At 68.0% G+C, this 18581-nt stretch carries 25 protein-coding genes and 5 pseudogenes; 20 read left to right on the top strand and 10 right to left on the bottom strand.

Annotation, left to right across the window (positions count from 1 at the left end):
* Window positions 1-53: 53 nt before the first annotated feature.
* Both ACHMWU_RS20250 and ACHMWU_RS20245 read left to right on the top strand, forming a co-directional pair.
* Window positions 54-716, top strand: a complete 663-nt coding sequence (locus ACHMWU_RS20250; RefSeq protein ID WP_396046309.1) for a hypothetical protein — start codon at window positions 54-56, stop codon at window positions 714-716.
* A complete protein-coding gene (locus tag ACHMWU_RS20245; RefSeq protein ID WP_396046307.1) occupies window positions 713-976 on the top strand; it encodes a hypothetical protein in 264 nt (87 codons plus the stop codon). Before ACHMWU_RS20250 ends, ACHMWU_RS20245 begins: the two co-directional genes overlap by 4 nt.
* Here the strand turns inward: ACHMWU_RS20245 and ACHMWU_RS20240 are convergent.
* From ACHMWU_RS20240 to ACHMWU_RS20230, 3 genes are all read right to left on the bottom strand, one after another.
* Entirely contained in the window at window positions 939-1184 is a 246-nt protein-coding gene (locus ACHMWU_RS20240) for a hypothetical protein (protein WP_396046305.1), read from the bottom strand. The genes ACHMWU_RS20245 and ACHMWU_RS20240 overlap by 38 nt on opposite strands.
* On the bottom strand, window positions 1174-1512 hold the full coding sequence (locus ACHMWU_RS20235) for a hypothetical protein (protein WP_396046303.1): 339 nt from the start codon (window positions 1510-1512) through the stop codon (window positions 1174-1176). The genes ACHMWU_RS20240 and ACHMWU_RS20235 overlap by 11 nt, the downstream gene beginning before the upstream one ends.
* A 142-nt stretch (window positions 1513-1654) precedes the next feature.
* The gene (locus ACHMWU_RS20230) at window positions 1655-2152 is read right to left on the bottom strand and encodes a hypothetical protein (protein WP_396046301.1); all 498 of its coding nucleotides are present in this window, start codon (window positions 2150-2152) and stop codon (window positions 1655-1657) included.
* 204 nt (window positions 2153-2356) lie between these two features.
* Between ACHMWU_RS20230 and ACHMWU_RS20225 the strand changes: the two genes are divergently transcribed.
* The 11 genes and pseudogenes from ACHMWU_RS20225 (at window position 2357) to ACHMWU_RS20175 (ending at window position 8966) form a co-directional block, all read left to right on the top strand.
* Window positions 2357-2920, top strand: coding sequence for a hypothetical protein (locus tag ACHMWU_RS20225; protein ID WP_396046299.1), 564 nt, complete (start codon window positions 2357-2359; stop codon window positions 2918-2920).
* On the top strand, window positions 2917-3561 hold the full coding sequence (locus tag ACHMWU_RS20220; RefSeq protein WP_396046297.1) for a hypothetical protein: 645 nt from the start codon (window positions 2917-2919) through the stop codon (window positions 3559-3561). Before ACHMWU_RS20225 ends, ACHMWU_RS20220 begins: the two co-directional genes overlap by 4 nt.
* Window positions 3540-3725 carry a hypothetical protein gene (locus ACHMWU_RS20215; protein WP_396046295.1) on the top strand — a complete coding sequence of 62 codons (186 nt, stop codon included), beginning with the start codon at window positions 3540-3542 and terminating at the stop codon, window positions 3723-3725. Before ACHMWU_RS20220 ends, ACHMWU_RS20215 begins: the two co-directional genes overlap by 22 nt.
* 78 nt (window positions 3726-3803) lie before the next feature.
* Window positions 3804-4007 carry a hypothetical protein gene (locus tag ACHMWU_RS20210; RefSeq protein ID WP_396046293.1) on the top strand — a complete coding sequence of 68 codons (204 nt, stop codon included), beginning with the start codon at window positions 3804-3806 and terminating at the stop codon, window positions 4005-4007.
* Between the two features lie 5 nt (window positions 4008-4012).
* A complete protein-coding gene (locus ACHMWU_RS20205; protein ID WP_396046291.1) occupies window positions 4013-4183 on the top strand; it encodes a hypothetical protein in 171 nt (56 codons plus the stop codon).
* A 57-nt stretch (window positions 4184-4240) separates the two neighbouring features.
* The gene (locus tag ACHMWU_RS20200; RefSeq protein ID WP_396046289.1) at window positions 4241-4441 is read left to right on the top strand and encodes a hypothetical protein; all 201 of its coding nucleotides are present in this window, start codon (window positions 4241-4243) and stop codon (window positions 4439-4441) included.
* Window positions 4442-5150: 709 nt separating this feature from the next.
* Window positions 5151-6098: a substrate-binding domain-containing protein gene (locus tag ACHMWU_RS20195; protein ID WP_396046287.1), complete on the top strand. Its 948-nt coding sequence runs from the start codon at window positions 5151-5153 to the stop codon at window positions 6096-6098.
* An 80-nt stretch (window positions 6099-6178) separates the two neighbouring features.
* On the top strand, window positions 6179-6790 hold the full coding sequence (locus ACHMWU_RS20190; RefSeq protein ID WP_396046285.1) for a hypothetical protein: 612 nt from the start codon (window positions 6179-6181) through the stop codon (window positions 6788-6790).
* A gap of 54 nt (window positions 6791-6844) precedes the next feature.
* The gene (locus ACHMWU_RS20185) at window positions 6845-7435 is read left to right on the top strand and encodes a hypothetical protein (RefSeq protein WP_396046283.1); all 591 of its coding nucleotides are present in this window, start codon (window positions 6845-6847) and stop codon (window positions 7433-7435) included.
* A 233-nt stretch (window positions 7436-7668) separates the two neighbouring features.
* Window positions 7669-8052 (top strand): Ig-like domain repeat protein, encoded by a 384-nt coding sequence (locus ACHMWU_RS20180; protein WP_396046281.1) that lies wholly within the window; start codon window positions 7669-7671, stop codon window positions 8050-8052.
* An 80-nt stretch (window positions 8053-8132) separates the two neighbouring features.
* A pseudogene (locus ACHMWU_RS20175) lies at window positions 8133-8966 on the top strand (phosphate ABC transporter ATP-binding protein).
* 22 nt (window positions 8967-8988) lie between these two features.
* On the opposite strand, the gene ACHMWU_RS20170 reads toward ACHMWU_RS20175, so the two are convergent.
* Window positions 8989-9516, bottom strand: a complete 528-nt coding sequence (locus ACHMWU_RS20170) for a YbhB/YbcL family Raf kinase inhibitor-like protein (protein WP_396046279.1) — start codon at window positions 9514-9516, stop codon at window positions 8989-8991.
* Between the two features lie 18 nt (window positions 9517-9534).
* Between ACHMWU_RS20170 and ACHMWU_RS20165 the strand changes: the two genes are divergently transcribed.
* The gene (locus tag ACHMWU_RS20165) at window positions 9535-10356 is read left to right on the top strand and encodes a TrmH family RNA methyltransferase (protein ID WP_396046277.1); all 822 of its coding nucleotides are present in this window, start codon (window positions 9535-9537) and stop codon (window positions 10354-10356) included.
* Window positions 10357-10507: 151 nt separating this feature from the next.
* On the opposite strand, the gene ACHMWU_RS20160 is transcribed toward ACHMWU_RS20165, so the two are convergent.
* The 3 genes and pseudogenes from ACHMWU_RS20160 to def all read right to left on the bottom strand — a co-directional run bounded on the left by ACHMWU_RS20160 (window position 10508) and on the right by def (window position 12308).
* Window positions 10508-10759, bottom strand: a complete 252-nt coding sequence (locus ACHMWU_RS20160) for a nucleotidyltransferase family protein (protein WP_396046275.1) — start codon at window positions 10757-10759, stop codon at window positions 10508-10510.
* A gap of 86 nt (window positions 10760-10845) precedes the next feature.
* Window positions 10846-11733: a DUF5343 domain-containing protein gene (locus tag ACHMWU_RS20155; protein WP_396046273.1), complete on the bottom strand. Its 888-nt coding sequence runs from the start codon at window positions 11731-11733 to the stop codon at window positions 10846-10848.
* A gap of 48 nt (window positions 11734-11781) precedes the next feature.
* Window positions 11782-12308, bottom strand: a pseudogene (def, locus tag ACHMWU_RS20150) (peptide deformylase).
* A gap of 182 nt (window positions 12309-12490) precedes the next feature.
* Here def and ACHMWU_RS20145 point away from each other — a divergent pair.
* The 5 genes and pseudogenes from ACHMWU_RS20145 to ACHMWU_RS20125 all read left to right on the top strand — a co-directional run bounded on the left by ACHMWU_RS20145 (window position 12491) and on the right by ACHMWU_RS20125 (window position 15968).
* A complete protein-coding gene (locus tag ACHMWU_RS20145; protein WP_396046271.1) occupies window positions 12491-13855 on the top strand; it encodes an acyl-CoA dehydrogenase family protein in 1365 nt (454 codons plus the stop codon).
* 194 nt (window positions 13856-14049) lie between these two features.
* Window positions 14050-14538: an acyl-CoA dehydrogenase family protein gene (locus tag ACHMWU_RS20140; RefSeq protein ID WP_396046269.1), complete on the top strand. Its 489-nt coding sequence runs from the start codon at window positions 14050-14052 to the stop codon at window positions 14536-14538.
* A 189-nt stretch (window positions 14539-14727) separates the two neighbouring features.
* Window positions 14728-15086, top strand: a pseudogene (locus tag ACHMWU_RS20135) (acyl-CoA dehydrogenase family protein).
* Between the two features lie 145 nt (window positions 15087-15231).
* Complete coding sequence (locus tag ACHMWU_RS20130) at window positions 15232-15612, top strand: MarR family winged helix-turn-helix transcriptional regulator (protein ID WP_396046267.1); 381 nt, start codon at window positions 15232-15234, stop codon at window positions 15610-15612.
* Window positions 15609-15968: a DUF952 domain-containing protein gene (locus tag ACHMWU_RS20125; RefSeq protein ID WP_396046265.1), complete on the top strand. Its 360-nt coding sequence runs from the start codon at window positions 15609-15611 to the stop codon at window positions 15966-15968. Before ACHMWU_RS20130 ends, ACHMWU_RS20125 begins: the two co-directional genes overlap by 4 nt.
* Here ACHMWU_RS20125 and ACHMWU_RS20120 read toward each other — a convergent pair.
* Together ACHMWU_RS20120 and ACHMWU_RS20115 are read right to left on the bottom strand one after the other, a co-directional pair.
* Window positions 15917-16303 carry a zinc-binding dehydrogenase gene (locus tag ACHMWU_RS20120; protein WP_396046926.1) on the bottom strand — a complete coding sequence of 129 codons (387 nt, stop codon included), beginning with the start codon at window positions 16301-16303 and terminating at the stop codon, window positions 15917-15919. The genes ACHMWU_RS20125 and ACHMWU_RS20120 overlap by 52 nt on opposite strands.
* Before the next feature lie 205 nt (window positions 16304-16508).
* On the bottom strand, window positions 16509-16964 hold the full coding sequence (locus tag ACHMWU_RS20115) for an alcohol dehydrogenase catalytic domain-containing protein (RefSeq protein ID WP_396046263.1): 456 nt from the start codon (window positions 16962-16964) through the stop codon (window positions 16509-16511).
* Window positions 16965-17006: 42 nt separating this feature from the next.
* Between ACHMWU_RS20115 and ACHMWU_RS20110 the strand changes: the two are divergent.
* Window positions 17007-17364 (top strand): annotated as a pseudogene (locus tag ACHMWU_RS20110) (FKBP-type peptidyl-prolyl cis-trans isomerase).
* A 286-nt stretch (window positions 17365-17650) separates the two neighbouring features.
* On the opposite strand, the pseudogene ACHMWU_RS20105 reads toward ACHMWU_RS20110, so the two are convergent.
* Window positions 17651-18540 (bottom strand): annotated as a pseudogene (locus ACHMWU_RS20105) (DUF3418 domain-containing protein).
* Window positions 18541-18581: the final 41 nt, after the last annotated feature.

Genomic DNA, 18581 nt, shown 5'->3' with positions numbered 1-18581 from the left:
ACTGCGGCGACTCGCGTGGGCCGCAGAAGGGGCAGGCAGGTTCGGACGGCGTCATGAACTTCATCAAGAGCAAGGGCGCGAACGGGTCGATCGCGATGGAGGAGTACTCCTATCCGCTGATGGCGAACTACCCCGTCGCGAAGGTGCTCAACCGGGCCGGCTACTACACGCTGCCGACGCAGTACAACGTCGCCGTGGCGCTGACCAAGGCCACGATCAACTCCAATCCGAAGGATCCGGACTATCTGACCCAGAAGCTCGACGGCGTCTACGTCAACTCCGACAAGCGCACCTACCCGCTGTCGTCCTACGTGTACGCGATCATCCCCACCGCCGCGAACGACAAGCGCATGACGACCGCCAAGCGGCAGACCGTCGTCGACTTCTTGAAGCACGCGATCTGCGAAGGGCAGTCGGAGGTCGGCCCGATCGGCTACTCGCCGCTGCCGGTCAACCTCGTCCAGGCCGGGTTCGCCCAGATCAACAAGCTGAAGCTGGCGGACAAGAAGGTCTCGTTCGACGCCAGGATCATCAAGAACGTCAAGAACTGCCACAACCCGACATTCGTCCCGGGCAAGCCGAGCCAGAACTACCTGGCCAAGATCGCCCCGTACCCAGCCGAGTGCGACCGCCCCGGCAAGGGACCGTGCGTGGAGGGAGCAGGGGCCTTCAACGCCAATCCCGACAAGTCGGCAAGGTGCCGAAGTCCGACGTGAAGCCCGGTACGACGGCCCCGGGAGCGGTGGCAGGCGGTCCCGCTGCTGACACCCCTGTCGCGGCAGACGGCGCTGTCGTCGAGGCGGCCAGCGGGCAGGTCGCGAGCACGGCCACCCCCGTCGCGTCGACGCTGCCTGCCGATGCGCACTCCGGCCCGTCGCCGGTGCTGACGGCCCTCGTGATCGGGTTGCTGCTCGCGGCGCTCGGCTTTCCGCCGATCGTCAGTCACTGGGTCGACCGGTCAGGAGGCCGACGATGATGCGTCGCGTCGTAGGAACCCGGATGCTCGTCGTCGCGGCACTGCTGGCGACCTCAGCGGTCGTGCTGCCTGCCTTCGACCAGGGAGCCACCGCCGCGAGCGGTGCGGTGACCAAGAAGGTCACTGCCACTCGCACCGTGATCGACGAGGACGGGACGTCGCGCGAGATCTCGCGCAACGACGTGAAGCTTACCGTCTCACAGACCACCAGTCTGCGTGGACGGCAGGAGCTTAGAGGTCAGCTGGGAGGGGGCCGTTCCCACCCGTGCGCTCGTCACGAACGTCAACAGCAGCGCTGGCAAGGACCAGGAGTATCCCTTCGTGCTGCTGCAGTGCCGCGGCGTCGACACGACGGGCAAGGTGCCGAAGGGCCAGAGCCGTCTGCGGCCCGAGAACTGCTGGACCCAGACGACGTCCGAGCGGTACGTCTCCGGCGCGACAGCGACACCGGGCTGGCGTTTCGACGCGCACGCGCTGGCGGCCGATCGTGCTGCTCTGGTCGACACGCCCGACCCCTGGCCCGAGGCCTGCGGCACGGAGCCTCAGTCGTCGCGCTGGCTGCACTTCGCCGCAGCTGGCGGCACCGGTCTACCAGGGAGGTCCCGACCCGGACCGCGGCTGCATCGGACAGGCGCCGGAGTCGGCCGACACCAACGGGGGACTGCCGAGCAACACCACCTACGGCATCACGGGCGCCGATGGGAAGGGTCGAGCCGACTTCGCGGTGTGGAGCAAGGCCGAGAACGCCTCGCTGGGCTGCACCGCGGACGTCGACTGCGCGCTGGTCGCGGTGCCGATCGTGGGGCTCAGCTGTGACGCCTGGGGGCACCGTCTGCCCGACGGGGTCGAGCAGACCAACGAGAGCGGGACACCCCTGACGTCGGCGCAGAAGACGGCCGGCAACACGTCGTGCACGGCGACCGGCAAGTACGAGCCGGGGGAGGGCAGCTCGGTGCAGACGACCGATGCGGCCGTCCGGGGAACGTACTGGTGGAGCGAGTCGAACTGGCGCAACCGGCTGACCGTTCCGCTCGAGTTCGCCGTGACCGGCGAGGTGTGCGACGCCGAGTCGAAGACCAAGCCGGTCGAGCTGATCGGGTCGGTCGCGGTGAACGGCTCGCCGCGTCGTGGCGGCCGAAGTTCTGCACCGACAAGTCGCTGTTCAACTTCACCCACATCCAGCAGTCCGACTCCTTGGCCCGCAGGTCGATCAACCAGAACGAAGCTCCCCTGCGGGATTCACGACAGCACCGGTGGGGGAGAGCATCGTGCGTCCTGTCGTCCAGGCGCCGCTGACGTTCACGGGCTTCGCGATCGCGTTCACGATCGACGACGCCGAATCGGGAACGGCAGGAGAGCCTCAAGCTCAATGCCCGACTCGTGGCCAAGCTGTTGTCGGCGTCCTACCCGGCGGCCAGCTTCGTCCGCAACAACAATCCGGGTCTGCAAGACAATCCGCTCAACATCTCGGTCGACCCGGAGTTCCAGGCGCTCGACCCAGGCCTGCTCAGCAACTCCAGCAAGGAGTCGGCCGCCACCTTGCAGAACCTGTCGTCGAATGCCGATCTCGTCTGGGCGATGACGAGCTGGATCGATGCCGATCCCGAGGCACGCGCCTGGCTCGACGGCGCTGCAGATCCGTGGGGGATGAAGGTCAACCCGAACTACCGCGGGATCGAGCTGCCGGTCGAGAACTGGCCGCTGCTCGACGAGTTCATCGCGCCCGACGCATCGGTCAACCCGTGCTACCGGGAGACCCCGTCGCCGTACCTGCAGCTCGTCGCGAACCCCACTGCGACGCTCAACAGCATCCTGGTCAACCTGCAGTTCGGCCTGTCGAGCGTCCGGACAGGCTGCGCCTACGACGGCAACGACCCCACGAGCCTGAGCCTCAGCTGGAAGGCGCCCAGTCGGTCGGCTTCCGGTTCGTGCTCGGACTCGTGACCCTGTCATCGGCCGAGCGCTACAACCTGCGCACGGCGGCGCTGCAGACGACGTCGAACGTGCCGGCAGCGACGCAGTTCACGAATGCCGACGGCCGCACGTTCACAGCCGGCGACGCCTCGTCGTTGAAGGCGGCGGCAGAGGTCCTCAAGCCCGACGGCAAGCAGTGGAACCTCGACTACAAGGCGCTGTCGACTGCACGGGGTGCCAAGGCCTACCCGGGAGCCCTGCCGGTCTACGCCACAGTGCCGACCTCCGGGCTCGAGCAGCCGGTGGCAGACAAGCTGACCAGGTTCCTGTGCTACTCCGTCGACCGCGGCCAGCGACCCGGGCAGGCCAACGGCCAGCCGCCGGACGGGTACCTGCCGATCACGGAGGCCAACGGGCTGGGAGCGCAGCGATCGTACGTCGTCAACGCCATCGCCGCGGTGCGGCAGCAGAAGGGCGCGGTGCCCGCTCTGGACGACCGTGCCGGTGATGCGTCTAGGCGTGCTCACCCACGAAGGCCAAGCCGGTGTCGACGCCGTCAACGGCTCCCGCAGCAGATCCTGTCGTGGACTCGCCGGTCGTCGAGGACGTGCCAGCGACCGAGGACGTCGCGGTCGCCGCGGACGACAACGTGGCGCCCGAGGTGCTGCTGACGGCTGGACAGGGCTCGATGCTCGGTGACCTCGGGATGCCACTGCTGCTGCTTGCGGCGCTGCTGGCCGGTGTTGTCGGCTCCGTGATGCGCTGGTGGGAGCCGCTGGGTGCGACGGTCCGTCGTGGTCGCCGGGCCTGGGCAGAGCGGACGCGGGGGCGATGACCGACGTCCTCACGGCCCCACCGCAGACGATCCTGCACACCGGCACGGTCGACGACTCTCCTCCGCCGCGGCGCAGCCGTGAGCCCGTGGCGTATCGGCTTCGCCCGTGCGCTCCTCGGAGTGCCGTTGGCGTGTCTGTGGATCGTGGCCTACCTGGCGGTCTTCAGCGGCTTCGAGCAGGGACACACCCAGCACGTCCTGTACGACGAGGTGCGCACCACGTTCGCACTGGGTGAAGGCCCGACTGGTGCACCGATCGCGGTCGGGGACCCGGTTGCCTGATCTCGGTGCCCGACCTGGACATCTCGAACCTCGTGGTGGTCGAAGGCACGCGCAACGCCGAGCTGCAGGACGGCGTCGGGCACGAGACCGGCACGGTCCTCCCGGGCCAGCAGGGGGTCAGCACCGTCGTCGGCAAGTCGTTCACGTTCGGGGCCCCGTCCCGGGAAACTCCATGAGCTTAACCCGGTGCCGCGATCCGGGTCGCCAACGGCCAAGGCAGCTTCACGTACGCCGTGACCGGACTCCGGGTCAAGGGCGATCCGATCCCTGCGCCGCCCCAGGCTGGCGAGGGACAGCTGCGCCTCGTGACATCGCTGCGGTCCACGGGCCTGCTCGGCGGCTTGAGACCTGCGACGACGATGTACGTCGACGCGGAGCTCGAGAAGGCCGCTCCGGCCGGTGCTGTCGCCCCGGCAGACCCGGGCACGAGCTGACATGACCGGCAAGCTCACGGTGTCGACGCTGGCGCAGCCGCGCTGGCCCTGCAGGTCGTCCTGATCGTGCTGGCCGCCGTGACCTGGGCCTGGAAACGCTGGTCACCACGCGCCGCCTGGATCGTCGCTCTGCCGACGCTGGGCGCGGCCCTCTGGGTGGCTTCTTCGCTGGCATCCCTAGTGCTTCCTGGCCTGATCTAGGGGCGCATCTCATGGGATGAGACGCCGAAAGCGGGGGGGTTGACGACCGATACGTTCCTCGTCAGTTGATGTCCGAAGCCCCCGAAGCTGCGCCCGGCATCACCCCCCACCGAGCTTCATGAAAGGCACACCATGTTCACCAGACGTGCGGTCGTCGGACTCACCGCTTCCGGCCTCATCGCCTCGGGCGCCCTGCTCGGCTCGCAGGGCGCCGCCCACGCCGACCTGGCCCCCCAGCCCCAGGACGTCGTGACGACGGGGTCGGACATCATCCAGACCTCGTTCAACTTCCTGGCCGACGGCTACCGGCAGCTGCCGGGCTACAACACGGCCGGCAACCGCTGGCGGTTCGTCAACTTCGACTCGTCGGGCGACGCCCAGGGCCGCAGCGCCTACGTGGACGCCTCGCTGCTGCCCACCGTCACAGGCAACGGCGCGGTCGGCGACAACGGCACCAAGTACGTCAAGCAGAGCGACGTCAAGCTGCTCGACCCGACGATCTCGCTGCGTGCGGGGGCAGGGGCTGATCGTCCGGCCGTCCGGTGGCGGCGGCGGAGGTCTCACGGCGATCGTCAACGACGAGGTCATCGACGGCGTCGGCGGCTGGATCGACGTCGGCCGTACGCCCAACCTGCCGACCACGACCGACCAGAACACGGCAGACTCCAAGCTGGGCAGCAAGCTGTACTCGGTCAAGATCGGTACCGATCGTCAGCTGATCGCGACCTCCACGACCACCAACGCCCCGGCGACGTTGTCGGGCGACACGATCGAGAAGATCTACAACGGCACCTACACGACGTGGAGCCAGGTTCCCGGCTACGCGGGATCGGCCGGCTCCGAGACGATCATCCCGCTGACGCTGCCCAGCGACGCGGGCATGTGGACGACGTTCGTCAACGGCGTCAAGTCGCAGACCGGCAGCACGACCTTCACGGGCACCGGCAACCCGAACAGCATCCAGGTGCAGCAGAACGACCCGACCGCGATTCCCGCCCTGCCGGAGGCGCAGCGCAAGAACGCCATCGTGCCGTTCCCGCGCGGCCGGTTCAAGGTCGTCGAGAGCGGCTTCTACACCGTCGCCAAGGACGGCGGCGACCAGACCAACCCGTACAACGGCACTCGCACCTACACCGGCGGCAAGAAGCGGCTCGCCGCGGACGTCGCAGGCATCAAGCTTCTGGACCCCAGCGCGACCGCCAGCACCACCGGCAACGCTGCGGCGCCGTACGGCACGAACTTCGCCTACAACGGCGTGTTCCGCAAGTCTGACCTGAACAGCACGACCCCCTGGCAGCCGGGCAGCACGCTCAACTGGGTCCAGGCGCTGTTCTTCAACCCGGGCGGCCCGGCCCCGTTCGTCGACACCGAGGCAGGACGCGCGTTGATCGCGGCAGCCGGCATCACGCCGGACTACCAGGTCTACGACGAGACCAACAGCCCGCAGATCGACTAAGACCTGGCCGGCCGGGCGTACACCGAACGCTTGGCCGGCCAGCCCACCCACCAGACTCTCTCGACCAGATCGGACCCACCGTGACCACCACCTTGCAGACGCAGCCCCGCCGGGTTCGCCGATCCTTCCTGGTCGTTGCCGCCGCCGTCATCGTGGTCGGTGCCGGGCTCGTGGCCGCCAAGGTCGTCGGCAGCGAGGACGTCGTTCCGTACACGGATCCACAGTCCGCAGGTCGGCTGACCCTCTGCGACGCCACGGGGTCTGCCGTCACCAGCGGCAAGGTCGACGCCCGTCCCTTCGCGGCGTACGTGCTCGGTGAGACGGCGCTGGGTGAGCAGTACGCACCCGATGGTGCCGTGGCCGCGTTGTACGCCTACCAGCCTCGGGCCGGGGTCGAGGCACGTGAGTTCAGTGGCAACACCTTGACGAAGGCCTCCCTGCTCGCCGATGCAGCCCGACCAGCGGTGCGTCTGACCAAGGAGTCGACCTCACTGGCCGACTTCACTGCGGCGTTCCCCGCCGAGCACGAGGGATATGTCCAGCTTCGGGTGTACCTCGGTACACCGGCCGCCGGGACCCTCACGACCGAGAAGTACGACACCGCAGACCTCAAGATCGACGGCGACGAGTGGAAGCTCGTGGCTGGCGGCCAGCAGTCCTGCTCTGGCGCCGCATCCGCGGTCGCCGACTGATCCCCCCACTTGCCGGCACCCCCTGCCAGCGCCCCATCCATGAGGAGACACACCATGAGGATCCGCACCCCCAGAACGGCTGTGGCCGGACTCGGATTCCTGATCGCCGTCAGCGCCGGCACCGTCGCGTACGCCGACACCAGCCTCGACTGGTTCGAAGGTGACAACGCAACAGTCGCCGACCCGCACCAGCTGAGCGCACCACTCAAGATCTACGACGCGGCAGGTGCTGTCGTGACGGGCGGCGACATCGACGAGCCATTCGGTGCCTTCGTCGCGGCGGACGGAGCCATCGCGGCCGGCGCGACCCACGCGAGTCTGTTCGTGCACGTCCCGAGCCCCTCCTCGGCCCCCGGTGCCTGGACCGGGCTGCAGACGACCGGCACGACCAAGCTGGACGTCACCCACCCGCCAGCGCTCAACGGCAAGGCGTTCGCGGTCAGCAACTCCAGCCGGGCGATCACGTTGGAGCAGATCGTGCAGGGCTACGAGAACACGTCGACGGCCGACAGCTTCACGGACGTGTACGAGCTGCGCCTGCGGGACGCGCTCTGCTCCCGGTGGCGTCTCGGACGACTACGCCTCGACGTTCGTCAAGGTCGACGGGACGTCGTGGTCCGTCACGGGGGCACCCGACCTGGGTGAGGCCACGGCGCCCGATGCGACCCTGACCCCTGCCTGGGCGGGGCCATCACGTATGGAACGGCGCGAGCAGTCGTCGTCACGGTGTCCGGTGGATCGACTCCGGCCAAGGGCAAGGTCGTGCTGAAGTCGGGCACCACTGTCGTCAGCCAGGCCGAACGGGTCCTCGACAGCTCCGGCCGGGCCACCTTGACGATCCCCAAGGGCAGCTGCTTCCGGGCAAGCGGGCCGTCACGGTGGCGTTCACGACCTCCGACGCGGCGATCGCCGCCTCCGGAGTCTCGGCGGCGCACACCTACTCCGTGAGCAAGGGCGCCGTGGCGGCGCCGACGTTCAAGGTCACCAAGAAGATCACCGCGAAGAAGGCCGGCTCGTTGACGGTCAGGCTCGCGACGCCCTCCGGGCTGGCCCGTCCCACGGGCAAGGTCGACGTGATCCTGAAGAAGGGCCGCAAGACGGTCACGATCAGGAACAAGACCGTGGCCGGCAATGGTCAGGTCAAGGTCAAGGTGCCCAAGCAGAAGGCCGGCAAGTGGACCGTGACGATCAGCTACAAGGGCGACACGCGATACAACGCCAAGAAGTCCGCAGCCAAGAAGATCACGATCGCCAAGAAGTAGCACCTCGTGCGGTGGGGCCTCTCTCGGGTGAGGCCCCACCACCCACAGGACCGTGACACCACCCACCGAAGGGCACCACCATGACGTTGACCGACGAGACGACGATCCTGCCTTCCGTGCCCGCTGCGGCGTCGGCCCCGTCGACGTTGCGCGCCGAGGCGGTATCAGCCTGGTTCGGCGACCGCAAGGTGCTCGACCGGGTCGACCTGGAGATGCAGGCCGGCAAGGTCACGGCGCTGATCGGGCCGTCAGGCTGCGGAAAGTCGACGTTCCTGCGGATCCTCAACCGCATGCACGAACCTCGTGCCCAGCGCGTCGCTGGCTGGGAAGGTGCTGCTTGACGGTCAGGACATCTACGACCCCCAGCGCCAGCTCACCCGAGGCCCGCAAGTCGATCGGCATGGTGTTCCAGAAGCCCAATCCGTTCCCGTCGATGTCGATCCAAGAGAACGTGCTGGCCGGTCTGCGGATCACCGGCACCCGGATCTCGCGCGATGCTCGCGACGAGCTCGTCGAGGAGAGCCTGGTTCGCGCCGGACTGTGGGCCGAGGTCCGAGACCGGCTGCACCAGCCGGGGTCAGCACTGTCGGGCGGGCAGCAGCAGCGGCTGTGCATCGCACGCTCGCTGGCGGTCAAGCCCAAGGTCCTGCTGATGGACGAACCGTGCTCGGCGCTCGATCCGACGTCGACGCGTGTCGTGGAGGAGACGATCCTCGAGATCGCCCGCGACGTCACGATCGTCATCGTGACCCACAACATGCAGCAGGCCGCGCGGGTGTCGAGCTCGTGCTGCGTTCTTCCTCGCAGCGCACGGAACGCCGGGCGTCATCGTCGAGCAGGGGTCGACGCACGCGATGTTCGGCGACCCGCAGGACCCCCGTACCGCCGACTACGTCAACGGTCGGTTCGGCTGATCCTGCAGGTCACTTCGCCCTGTCAGTGGGCGTAGGTGCCCTGGATGATCGCGCGGCCCAAGGTCTTGAAGGCCAGGTTGAAGCCCACGGCGGCTGGCGATGCGGAAGCGTCGACGCCGAGCGTCTCCTCGCCGACCGCGTGGACGACGAAGTAGTAGCGGTGCACCTGGTCGCCCTGCGGGGGAGCGGCGCCCATGTACGACAGCCCGCCGCCGTCGTTGCGCACGTGGAACGCGCCGTCCGGAAGGGTCGCGTCGGACGCGCCGGCACCGGTGTCGAGCGTCGTGACGTCGGCCGGGATGTCGACGACGGTCCAGTGCCAGAAGCCCGACACGATCGGCGCATCGGGATCGAAGCACGTCACGATGTACGACTTCGTGCCTTCGGGCGCACCGCTCCACGACAGCTGCGGTGACGTGTCACCTGCATGGTTGACCTGGTCGTCCTTGAGCGGGAACCCGTCGCTCACGTCGGTGCTCGTGACCGTGAACGAGGCCGTAGCAGGCAGCAGGTGGTAGGGATCGGGTGTGACGGGGCGATCAAGACTCATGGTCGCTAGGCTAACGCGGTGGCCGAGATCGTACGACTGGAAGACCTGGACGATCCGCGCCTGCGGGACTACGTCGATCTGCGCGACGTCCAGATGCGGCTCAAGCACGAGGTCGCCGGTGGGATCTTCCTGGCCGAGGGCGAGAAGGTCGTTCGCCGGGCGGTCGAGTCAGGCCACACCCCGCGATCGTTCCTGATGGCCCCGAAGTGGCTCGACGGGCTCTCCGACATCCTCGACACCACCGACGCGCCGTGTTTCGTGCTCGACGAGAAGTCGGTCGAGAAGGTCACCGGCTTCCACGTGCACCGGGGCGCCCTCGCAGCGCTCGAGCGTCCCGAGCTGCCGACTCCTCAGCAGGTTCTGGCCGATGCGCGCCGCGTCGTCGTGATCGAGGACCTGGCCGACCACACCAACGTCGGCGCGATCTTCCGCAGCGTCGCTGCGCTGGGCTTCGATGCGGTCCTGCTGTCTCCGCGGTGTGCTGACCCGCTGTACCGGCGAGCCATCAAGGTCTCGATGGGATCGGTGTTCTGGCTGCCGTACGCGCGGGTCGACGACTGGTACGGCGCGCCCGAGCTGTTGCGGGAGGCCGGTTACACGACGTATGCCATGACGCTCGCCGATGACTCGGTGGCGATCGACCAGGTGCCGCGCGACGTCGAGCGCCTGGCGGTCATCGTGGGGTCCGAGGGGCACGGCCTCACGGCGCACTGGGAGCAGGGCGCCGACTACCGCGTCACGATCCCGATGGCGGCCGACATCGACTCGCTCAACGTCGCGTCATCGGTCGCGGTGGCGTGCTGGGGAAGCTGCGCAGCCGCTAGTCAGCGATCGTGGTAGTGCTGTCTCACTGTTCGTCGGCAGTGGATCCTTGGAGAGCGCTGAGCGCCGCTGAAAGATGGTCGAGCATCGGCGGCAGATGGACCCGCGCGGCATCGACGATGATGCGATCGCGTTGGCGGCGTCGATCATCTCGTGGATGAAGAGGTCCTCACGCCGCATACAGCGGTCTCGCGTCAGCAAGCACCTGCTCACGGATGTATTTGTTGATGGCGTTCCGTCCGACCAAGTCAACAGGCCGGCCAAACAACTCCGTGAGCTCGTCTTCCAGCTCGAAGATCCGAAATCCTGTCACGGCGTCAGGTTTGAAGACGTACAGCAGATCGACATCGCTATCGGGGTGATCGTCGCCGCGGCTGCGGACCCGAACACCTCCAAGGACGCCACGCCATAGCGCTCGCACACCTGGCGCAAGCGTTGCGGGTCTACCTCGGTCACCATCACGATCCTCAGTCTACTGTTCACTCGGATGGTTGTGGAGGGAGCGCGTCAGCCGTCTCGGCGCGGCTGATCAGGACGAGGGCCGCCGTGACGACGTCGCTGAGGTAGTCGGCGGTCTCGTCGGCCGACGGCGTGAAGAACGTCGGCCGGGCCGAGTCGTCGCGAGCCTGCATCAAGATCTCGAGGTCGTCGACTTCTTCGCCGGTGCAGAGGTCGAGCGAGGACAGCATCTCGAGGAGCAGCCGCCGGTCGTGCGCACCGACAGGTCCTCGATCGTTCCGCCGGACCAGCTCGGCCGGATCGCCCGCACGGCCGCGAAGTCGTTCGAGGCGAGCATCGTGAGGGCGAGCGCCGTGAAGCCGTTCCAGACCGAGATGTGGGCAGGACGGTACAGCCGTGCCGGGTGCACTCGAGCGCTTCCTGGTAGGCAGCCGTGAGCCGCCGCATCGCCAGCAGCCGCTCGTGGGGGGTCAGCCTGATCTGGCGGGAAGCCGGGCTCTTGGACGTCTGGATGACCGACACCGAGAAGTTGGCGTGCTGCGTCAGCGCCAGGAAGCACTCGGCCGTGCGAGTCACGTGGTGCTCGGAGTACTCGGTGTGGCGGCGGATGACCTTGGCCAGGGAGGCCAGGTCGCGGTCGGGTGCGTCGGGATACCGGACGAACAGGGGAGCGTACGCATTGCGGAGCGCTCCGGCGAGCACGACGCCTGCATGATCGGGGCGTCGGTACCGGTTCCAGGTGAGGGTCGGTCGTCCTGCGCCGTCGACGAAGCCCAGCGAGCGCAGCATGCCCACGACGTGACCGCCCTCGCCGGCCGGGATGCCGTTGGCCTCCAGGAAGGCAGCGGTCACCTTGCCGGGGACGGTCGCGTCCTGGATGGCCTTGAGGGTCAGGGGGATCGATGACGGTGCCGTGGTGTGCGGCATGCCGGCCATTGCTCCTCCTCGTGTCGGGTCCGGCCGTTGACGACGGCTGGGGCGCTGTCAGCGCTCGATGGCGTCCTCGTCTACGAGGATCGTGACGGGCCAGTCGTCCGGGTAGTCGTCGGCCAGCTTGGTGCTGCTTGTAGAGCTTCTTGCGCGCACGCTCGGGGACGCGGTCGCCGAACACGGTGCCGAAGAGGTGGTCGGTCTCGTGCTGCAGGCAGCGGGCCAGCAGGCCGTCTCCCGTGAACTCGACCGGCTCGCCGTTCTCGTCGAAGCCGCTGACGTGGGCGAGATCGGGACGTGCGCAGCCGGTGAACGCTCCGGCAACGACAGACAGCCCTCGTCGGAGTCTTCGAGATTGCGCTCCTTGCCCTCGGGCAGGGTCAGTACCGGATTGCAGACGACACCGGTGATCTGGTTGTTCTCGTCGTCAGGGCAGTCGAAGACGAAGACCTTGAGGTCGACGCCGACCTGGTTCGCTGCCAGGCCGACACCGCGGGCTGCATACATCGTGGCGACCATGTCGGCGACGAGGGTGCGCAGCTCGTCGTCGAACTCCGTGACGTCCTTCGGCCGTGGTGCATCACGGGGGTGCCCCATCGAGTGATGGGACGGACAGAGCCGCCGGCGGGCAGCGGGCGGACTGCGAAGGGGTAGAAGTCACGATCCGAGTTTATCGAGCGAGGAATCGACCGCCGGTGCTGGTACCGCCATGTGAAGTGGAATACCATTGGTATCGAAAGTGCAAACGCGAGTTACACTTTTGATGTGGCGGGCAATTCAGTCCGACCCGACCCAGACTTCTAGGAGTAGCCGTGGCCACTCGTCGCGATCCCATGGGACTCGGACTGGCGGTGCTCAATCGCATCGCCAGCGCGCCGACCATCGACAAGCTGAGCTGCGCAAGACCACCGAGCGCGCCGTCTACGAAGGGGCCCGTGGCGGCTTCCGGGTAGCCGGCGCGACGAGTCGTGCGTTCAAGCGCGTCAAGGGCTCCGGCAAGCCCCAGCGCCTCAACCAGCCGGCTGATGCCGGTGTCTTCGACCTCGAGCCCACCGACGACCAGCAGATGATCGTCGGCGTCATCAAGGAGTTCTCGGCCGAGGTGCTGCGTCCCGGCGCTGCCGATGCCGAGACGTCCAACGACACAGCCAAGGAGGTGCTGGCCCAGACCAGCGAGTTCGGGCTGACGCTGATCAACATCCCCGAGAAGCTCGGCGGCCTGTCCGAAGAGCGCTCCGCGGTCACCGGTGTCCTGGTGGCCGAGGCCCTCGCCGAGGGCGACATGGGGCAGGCCGTCGCCTGTCTGGCGCCGTCCGCCGTCGCGACGGCCATCTCGCTGTGGGGTACCGATGACCAGCAGCAGACCTACCTGCCCGCCTTCGTCGGCGATGACATCCCGACCGCGGCACTCGCGATCGCCGAGCCACGCGCACTGTTCGACCCGTTCGAAGCTGCAGACCACAGCGGTCCGGCGCAACGGATCGCTCGTGATCAACGGCGTCAAGTCGGGCGTCGTGCGCGGCAGCGAGGCCGGCTGTTCCTCATCGGTGTCGACATCGAGGGCAGCGGCCCGACGCTCGTCGTGGTCGAGTCCGCCAGCGCGGGTGTGTCGATCGAGGCCGATCCGAGCATGGGCCTACGGGCAGCCGGGCTCAGCCGCCTGGTGCTCGAGGACGTCGAGGTCTCGACCGATGCGATCCTCGGCGAAGGTTCCGCCGACGACTACCGCGAGTGCATCCGACTGTCCCGCCTCGCCTGGGCGAGCCTCGCACTCGGCACGGGCCGTGCGGTGCTCGACTACGTCTCCGAGTATGTCAAGACTCGTTCGGCCTTCGGCGAGCCCATTGCCCACCGGCAGGCCGTCGCATTCATGGTCGCCAACATCGCGATCGAGCTCGAAGGCATGCGTCTGGTGACGCTCAAGGCTGCCGCCCGTGCCGAACGCGGCCAAGACTTCTCCCGCGAGGTCGCGCTGGCGCGCCGGCTGGCTGGTGAGTACGGCATGAAGATCGGCACCGACGGCGTCCAGCTGCTCGGCGGCCACGGCTTCGTCAAGGAACATCCCGTGGAACGGTGGTATCGCGACCTGCGTGCTGTCGGCCTGATGGAAGGAGCAGTCCTCGTCTGAGGGCGGACACACCATGATCAATCTTGAGACTCCCCGCAAGTTCCGTCCCTTCGTCAAGCAGGCCCACCAGGTCGCCGAAGATTCTTGCGCGCCAACTCGCGCAAGTACGACCTCGCCGAGCACGCCTACCCCAGAGGAGCTCGACCTGCTGGCCTCGCTGGTCGACGGCATGGGCGACTCGGGCCAGGGCCAGGGTGCCGGCGCCGCCGGTGTCCGCCGTGACGACGACGACCAGGCTGGCGCAGGCAAGGTCAAGAACGGCACCAACATGTCGTCGGTGCTCTCGGTCATCGAGATGTGCTGGGCCGACGTCGGCCTTCTGCTGTCGATGCCACGTCAGGGCCTCGGCAACTCGGCGATCGCCTCGGTCGCCAGCGACGAGCAGCTCGCCCGGTTCAAGGGCACCTGGGCCGCGATGGCGATCACCGAGCCGAGCTTTCGGCTCCGACTCGGCTGCCATCACGACCACGGCGGTCAAGGACGGCGACGCGTACATCCTCAACGGCGAGAAGATCTTCGTCACCTCGGGCGACCGTGCCGACTCGGTCGTGGTCTGGGCGACGCTCGACGAGTCGCTGGGTCGGGCGGCGATCAAGTCGTTCCTGGTGCCCAAGAGCCTGCCCGGCATCCGCGTCGAGCGCCTCGAGCACAAGCCGGCATCCGTGCCTCCGACACCGCGGTGATCGTGCTCGACAACTGCCGGGTGCCCGCCGAGAACCTGCTGGGCAATCCCGAGATCGACGTCAAGCAGGGCTTCGCCGGCGCGATGGCCACATTCGACAACACGCGTCCGCTGGTCGCGGGCATGGCCGTGGGATGGCGCCCGTGCGGCGCTCGAAGACACCCGACGGTTGCTCGAGGACGCGGGTGTCGTGATCGACTACGACCGGCCTGTGCAGGCCCAGTCCTATGCGGCGGCGGCGTTCATCTCGATGGAGGCCGACTGGGAGGCCGCGCTGCTCCTGACGTTGGAGGCAGCGTGGCTGGCCGACAACCGCAAGCCCAACTCGATGGAAGCCTCGATGGCCAAGGCCAAGGCCGGCCGGGCCGGCAACGAGATCACGCTGCGGTGCGTCGAGCTGTCGGAACGCTGGGCTACAGCGAGCACGAGCTGATCGAGAAGTGGTCGCGCGATTCCAAGATCCTCGACATCTTCGAGGGCACGCAGCAGATCCAGCAGCCTATCGTGGCGCGGCGACTTCTCGGACTCACATCGACCGAGCTGCGCTGAAGCTCGACCCCGCACGTCGCTTTCGACACAGAACTCCCCGAAGTGGTCGGGGAGTTCTGTGGTCTATAGGGTTCACCTATGACGAGCGAACTCCCAGCCGACCTTCTGACGTCGACTTCGCTGACCCGATTCGTGCGCCGCGTGCGTGGCCGCGCCCTCCGGACGTCGGGGAGATCCACCCCAGCTCGACTACGGCAACTTCACCTTCCTGCTGACGATCTGCGACGCGGTCGACGGCATCCGGGGCTCAAGCTCGCCGAAGAGCTCGGCGTGCACAAGTCGACGGCCAGCCGGGCGGCCGCCACGCTCGAGAAGCTGGGGTCTCATCACTCGGGTGCCTGACCCTGACGACGGTCGCGCTCAGCTGTTGGTCGCCAATCCTGAGACCCAGCGTCTGATCGTCGAGTACCGCCGCCGGGCGCACGAGCGGCTCACCTTGATCTTCGACGACTGGGACCCCGACGAGATCACTGCTTTCACGCGGAGTCTTACCCGCCTCAACGAGGGCGCCGAACGGCTGCTGTGAAGATCTTCCACCTCGCCCTGGCAGCCGCCTGGGAAGACGCCCAGGCAGTCGGCACCTACACGGTCTCGACCTTGGGACTCGACCTGGCCGAGGTCGGCTTCATCCACTGCTCGCAGGCCGAACAGGTCGATGCAGTGCATGCGAAGTTCTACGGCGGGGTGACCGGTCCGGTCATCCCGGCTGACGATCGACACCGATCTGCTGACGTCGCCCTGGGCCTCGACGATGTTGCGGAGGAGCCGCTGCCCCTTCCCGCACGTCTACGGGCCGCTCAACCTCGATGCTGTCGTCGAAGCCGTGCCCTTCACAGGGTCAGCATCGTCTTGATCGCTGTGCGTTCGTTCATCGCCCGGTAGCCGTCGGCGACCTGGTCGAGCGGAACCACGAGGTCGAACACGTCGCCGGGCGTCAGCGATCCGTCCAGCACCTCGGGCAGGATGTCTTCGATGTAGTGGCGCACGGGTGCGACGCCGCCGGCCAGGCCCACGTTGCGTCCGAACATCGCCGGCACGTTCAGCTGCACGTCGTGCGGGACGCCGACATAGCCGACCCGGCCACCGGGGCGCACCGAGAGCATCGCCTGCTTCATGCTGTCAGCGGTGCCGACGCATTCGAGCACGCAGTCGGCACCGATGCCGTCGAGGATCTCGCGGACGACAGCAGCACCGTCCTTGCCGCGCTCGGCGACGATCTCGTCGGCGCCGAACTGCTGGGCGATCCGCTGACGGTCTTCGTGGCGGGGACATCGCGATGACGTGGGCTGCGCCGAGGCGCTTGGCGGCCAGCACCGCGCTGAGACCGACCGCGCCGTCTCCGACGACGACGACCGTGCTGCCTGCGGTGACTCCGGCGGACGTGGCTGCGTGGTGGCCGGTCGGGCAACACGTCGGACAACGTCAGCAGGTGGGGATCAGCGCGGCGTCAGGCTCGGACGGGGGCGGCACCAGGGTGCCGTCGGCCCACGGCACACGGACCAGCTCCGCCCTGGCCGCCGTCGGCCAGATGGCCCGCCTTGTCGGGGTGGCCCAGAAGCCCCCGTTGACGCACGAGGTGTGCACGCCGCGCTCGCACAGCTTGCACGTGTTGTCGGAGAACGTGAACGGCGCGATGACGAAGTCGCCGGGCGTGACGTTCGTGACGGTGGCGCCGACCTGCTCGACCACGCCGACGAAGTCGTGCCCGATGCGCAGCGGTTCAGTCACCTCGTTGACACCGCGATAGGGCCACAGGTCGGAGCCGCAGATGCAGGCTGCGACGACCCGGACGATCGCGTCGGTGTCGGCAAGGATCTGCGGGGTCGGCACGTCGTCGAGGCGGATGTCACGGGCTGCATGGAGGACGGTGGCGCGCATGGCTTCGATCTTGCCAGCCATTCGTGTGGAAGGATTGTCGCCATGACTAACAAGCCTGAGATTGACTTCATCGAGGGCCCCGCGCCCACCGAGCTGCAGATCACCGACCTCATCGTGGGTGACGGTGCGGAGGCCGTCCCGGCGGACTCGTCGACGTGCACTACGTGGGCGTCGAGTTCGACACCGGCGAGCAGTTCGACGCCTCCTGGGACCGCGGCCAGTCCGCACGTTCTCCGCTCCCGCAGCTGATCGGCGCCTGGCAGCAGGGCATCCCCGGCATGAAGGTCGGCGGACGCCGTCGGCTCGTGTGCCCGCCCAGCTGGCCTACGGCCCCGCCGGCGGCGGACACCACCTGTCGGGCAAGACGCTGGTCTTCGTGATCGACCTGCTCGGAGTCTGACTCTCCCTCGATCAAGATGTCGGCGGTTTTGTGTCCATCCCGGTCCCGGGACGACGCAAAACCGCCGACATCTTGCGGTTAGAGGTCGTCGACCAGGGCCGTGACGCGCTTGACCGACACCGGGAACGCCGTCCTGAGGTTCTGGGCAAGGAGGCTCGAGGCGGAGCTCTTCGAGGGCCCAGCGCACGTGCTGGACGTCGGGGGCCAGCCTCGCCCACACCGACATGTCGGCAGTCTTCTCGTGGAACCTCGCCTCGAGGTCCTCGGGTCGCGATGAGGTTGTCGCTCAGCGGAGCGTCCAGCCGGCGTCTCGCCGCTTGCAGGTAGAGCGGCAGGCGCCGCAGCCGGGACGTGCCGGCCTCGCGGATGAATCCGGGGAAGAGCAGCCAGGACGCTGCACCCGCACGTCCTCGCCGGCCTCGGTCTGCGGCAGCGGGGTGAGGTCGCCCAGGGCTCGCAACGTCGCGATGACGGCGTGGACGGCCTGCTCGGTCTCGTCGTAGACCTCGGCGCGCACAGTCTCGTGCAACAGGCCGAACGTCGCCTCGTCCCAGACCGGACCGCTGTGACGCACGACCAGCGTCTCGATCGCGGCGAGCCAGCACTCCTCGATGACGGCGGCCGCGTCCTTGCGCGGCCCGGTCGACAGCAGCAGCTTGGACTGCAGGTCGAGGTTTCGGCCCAGGTGGGGGACGGGCGTCGGGAACGAGTAGGACAGCAGCCGGGCCTGCGCCTTGATCATGGCGACGGTCTGCTCAGCACGGGTGTCGAGGATGCGCAGCGCCACGGACGTGCCTTCGTCGACGAGAGCCGGATAGCCCGTGGCCTGGCCGGCAGTGATCGACTGGTCGATCGTGCCGACGTCCCAGGTGCGGAGCCCGGTGCGTTCTTCCTGCTGGGCCACCTTCGTCAGATCGGCGCGCAGGTGGCTCGTGAGCCACGTCGCAGTGCGGCGAGATCCTTGCCGCGCCCGAGCCTGCCGGTGCCGTCGACGACGCGGAACGTGACTCGCAGGTGGGACGGCAACGCATCGAAGTCGAAGTCGCTGGCGTTGACGACAGTTCCGTTGAGCAGGCGCATCTGGCGGGCGAGCTTCGCTCATGTCGGATGCCGACGGGTCGAGTGCCTCCACGACTTGGGCGCGAACTGGCCGGCCGGGACGAACTCCCGCCGCAACGGCTTCGGCAGCGAGCGGATCAGCTCCTCGGTGACGCGTC

The organism is Aeromicrobium sp. UC242_57, assembly GCF_044452305.1.
Taxonomy (GTDB): Bacteria; Actinomycetota; Actinomycetes; order Propionibacteriales; family Nocardioidaceae; genus Aeromicrobium.
The sequence above is the reverse complement of the archived record's forward strand: the minus strand, read 5'-3'. Positions and strand labels throughout refer to the sequence as shown.

Bases quoted from the DNA above. Each gene is read 5' to 3' on its own strand.
- ACHMWU_RS20155 (WP_396046273.1), bottom strand. From the start codon at position 11,733: ATGGCCGGCATGCCGCACACCACGGCACCGTCATCGATCCCCCTGACC.
- ACHMWU_RS20115 (WP_396046263.1), bottom strand. From the start codon at position 16,964: ATGCGCGCCACCGTCCTCCATGCAGCCCGTGACATCCGCCTCGACGAC.
- ACHMWU_RS20185 (WP_396046283.1), top strand. From the start codon at position 6,845: ATGAGGATCCGCACCCCCAGAACGGCTGTGGCCGGACTCGGATTCCTG.
- ACHMWU_RS20250 (WP_396046309.1), top strand. From the start codon at position 54: ATGAACTTCATCAAGAGCAAGGGCGCGAACGGGTCGATCGCGATGGAG.
- ACHMWU_RS20170 (WP_396046279.1), bottom strand. From the start codon at position 9,516: ATGAGTCTTGATCGCCCCGTCACACCCGATCCCTACCACCTGCTGCCT.
- ACHMWU_RS20145 (WP_396046271.1), top strand. From the start codon at position 12,491: ATGTGGCGGGCAATTCAGTCCGACCCGACCCAGACTTCTAGGAGTAGC.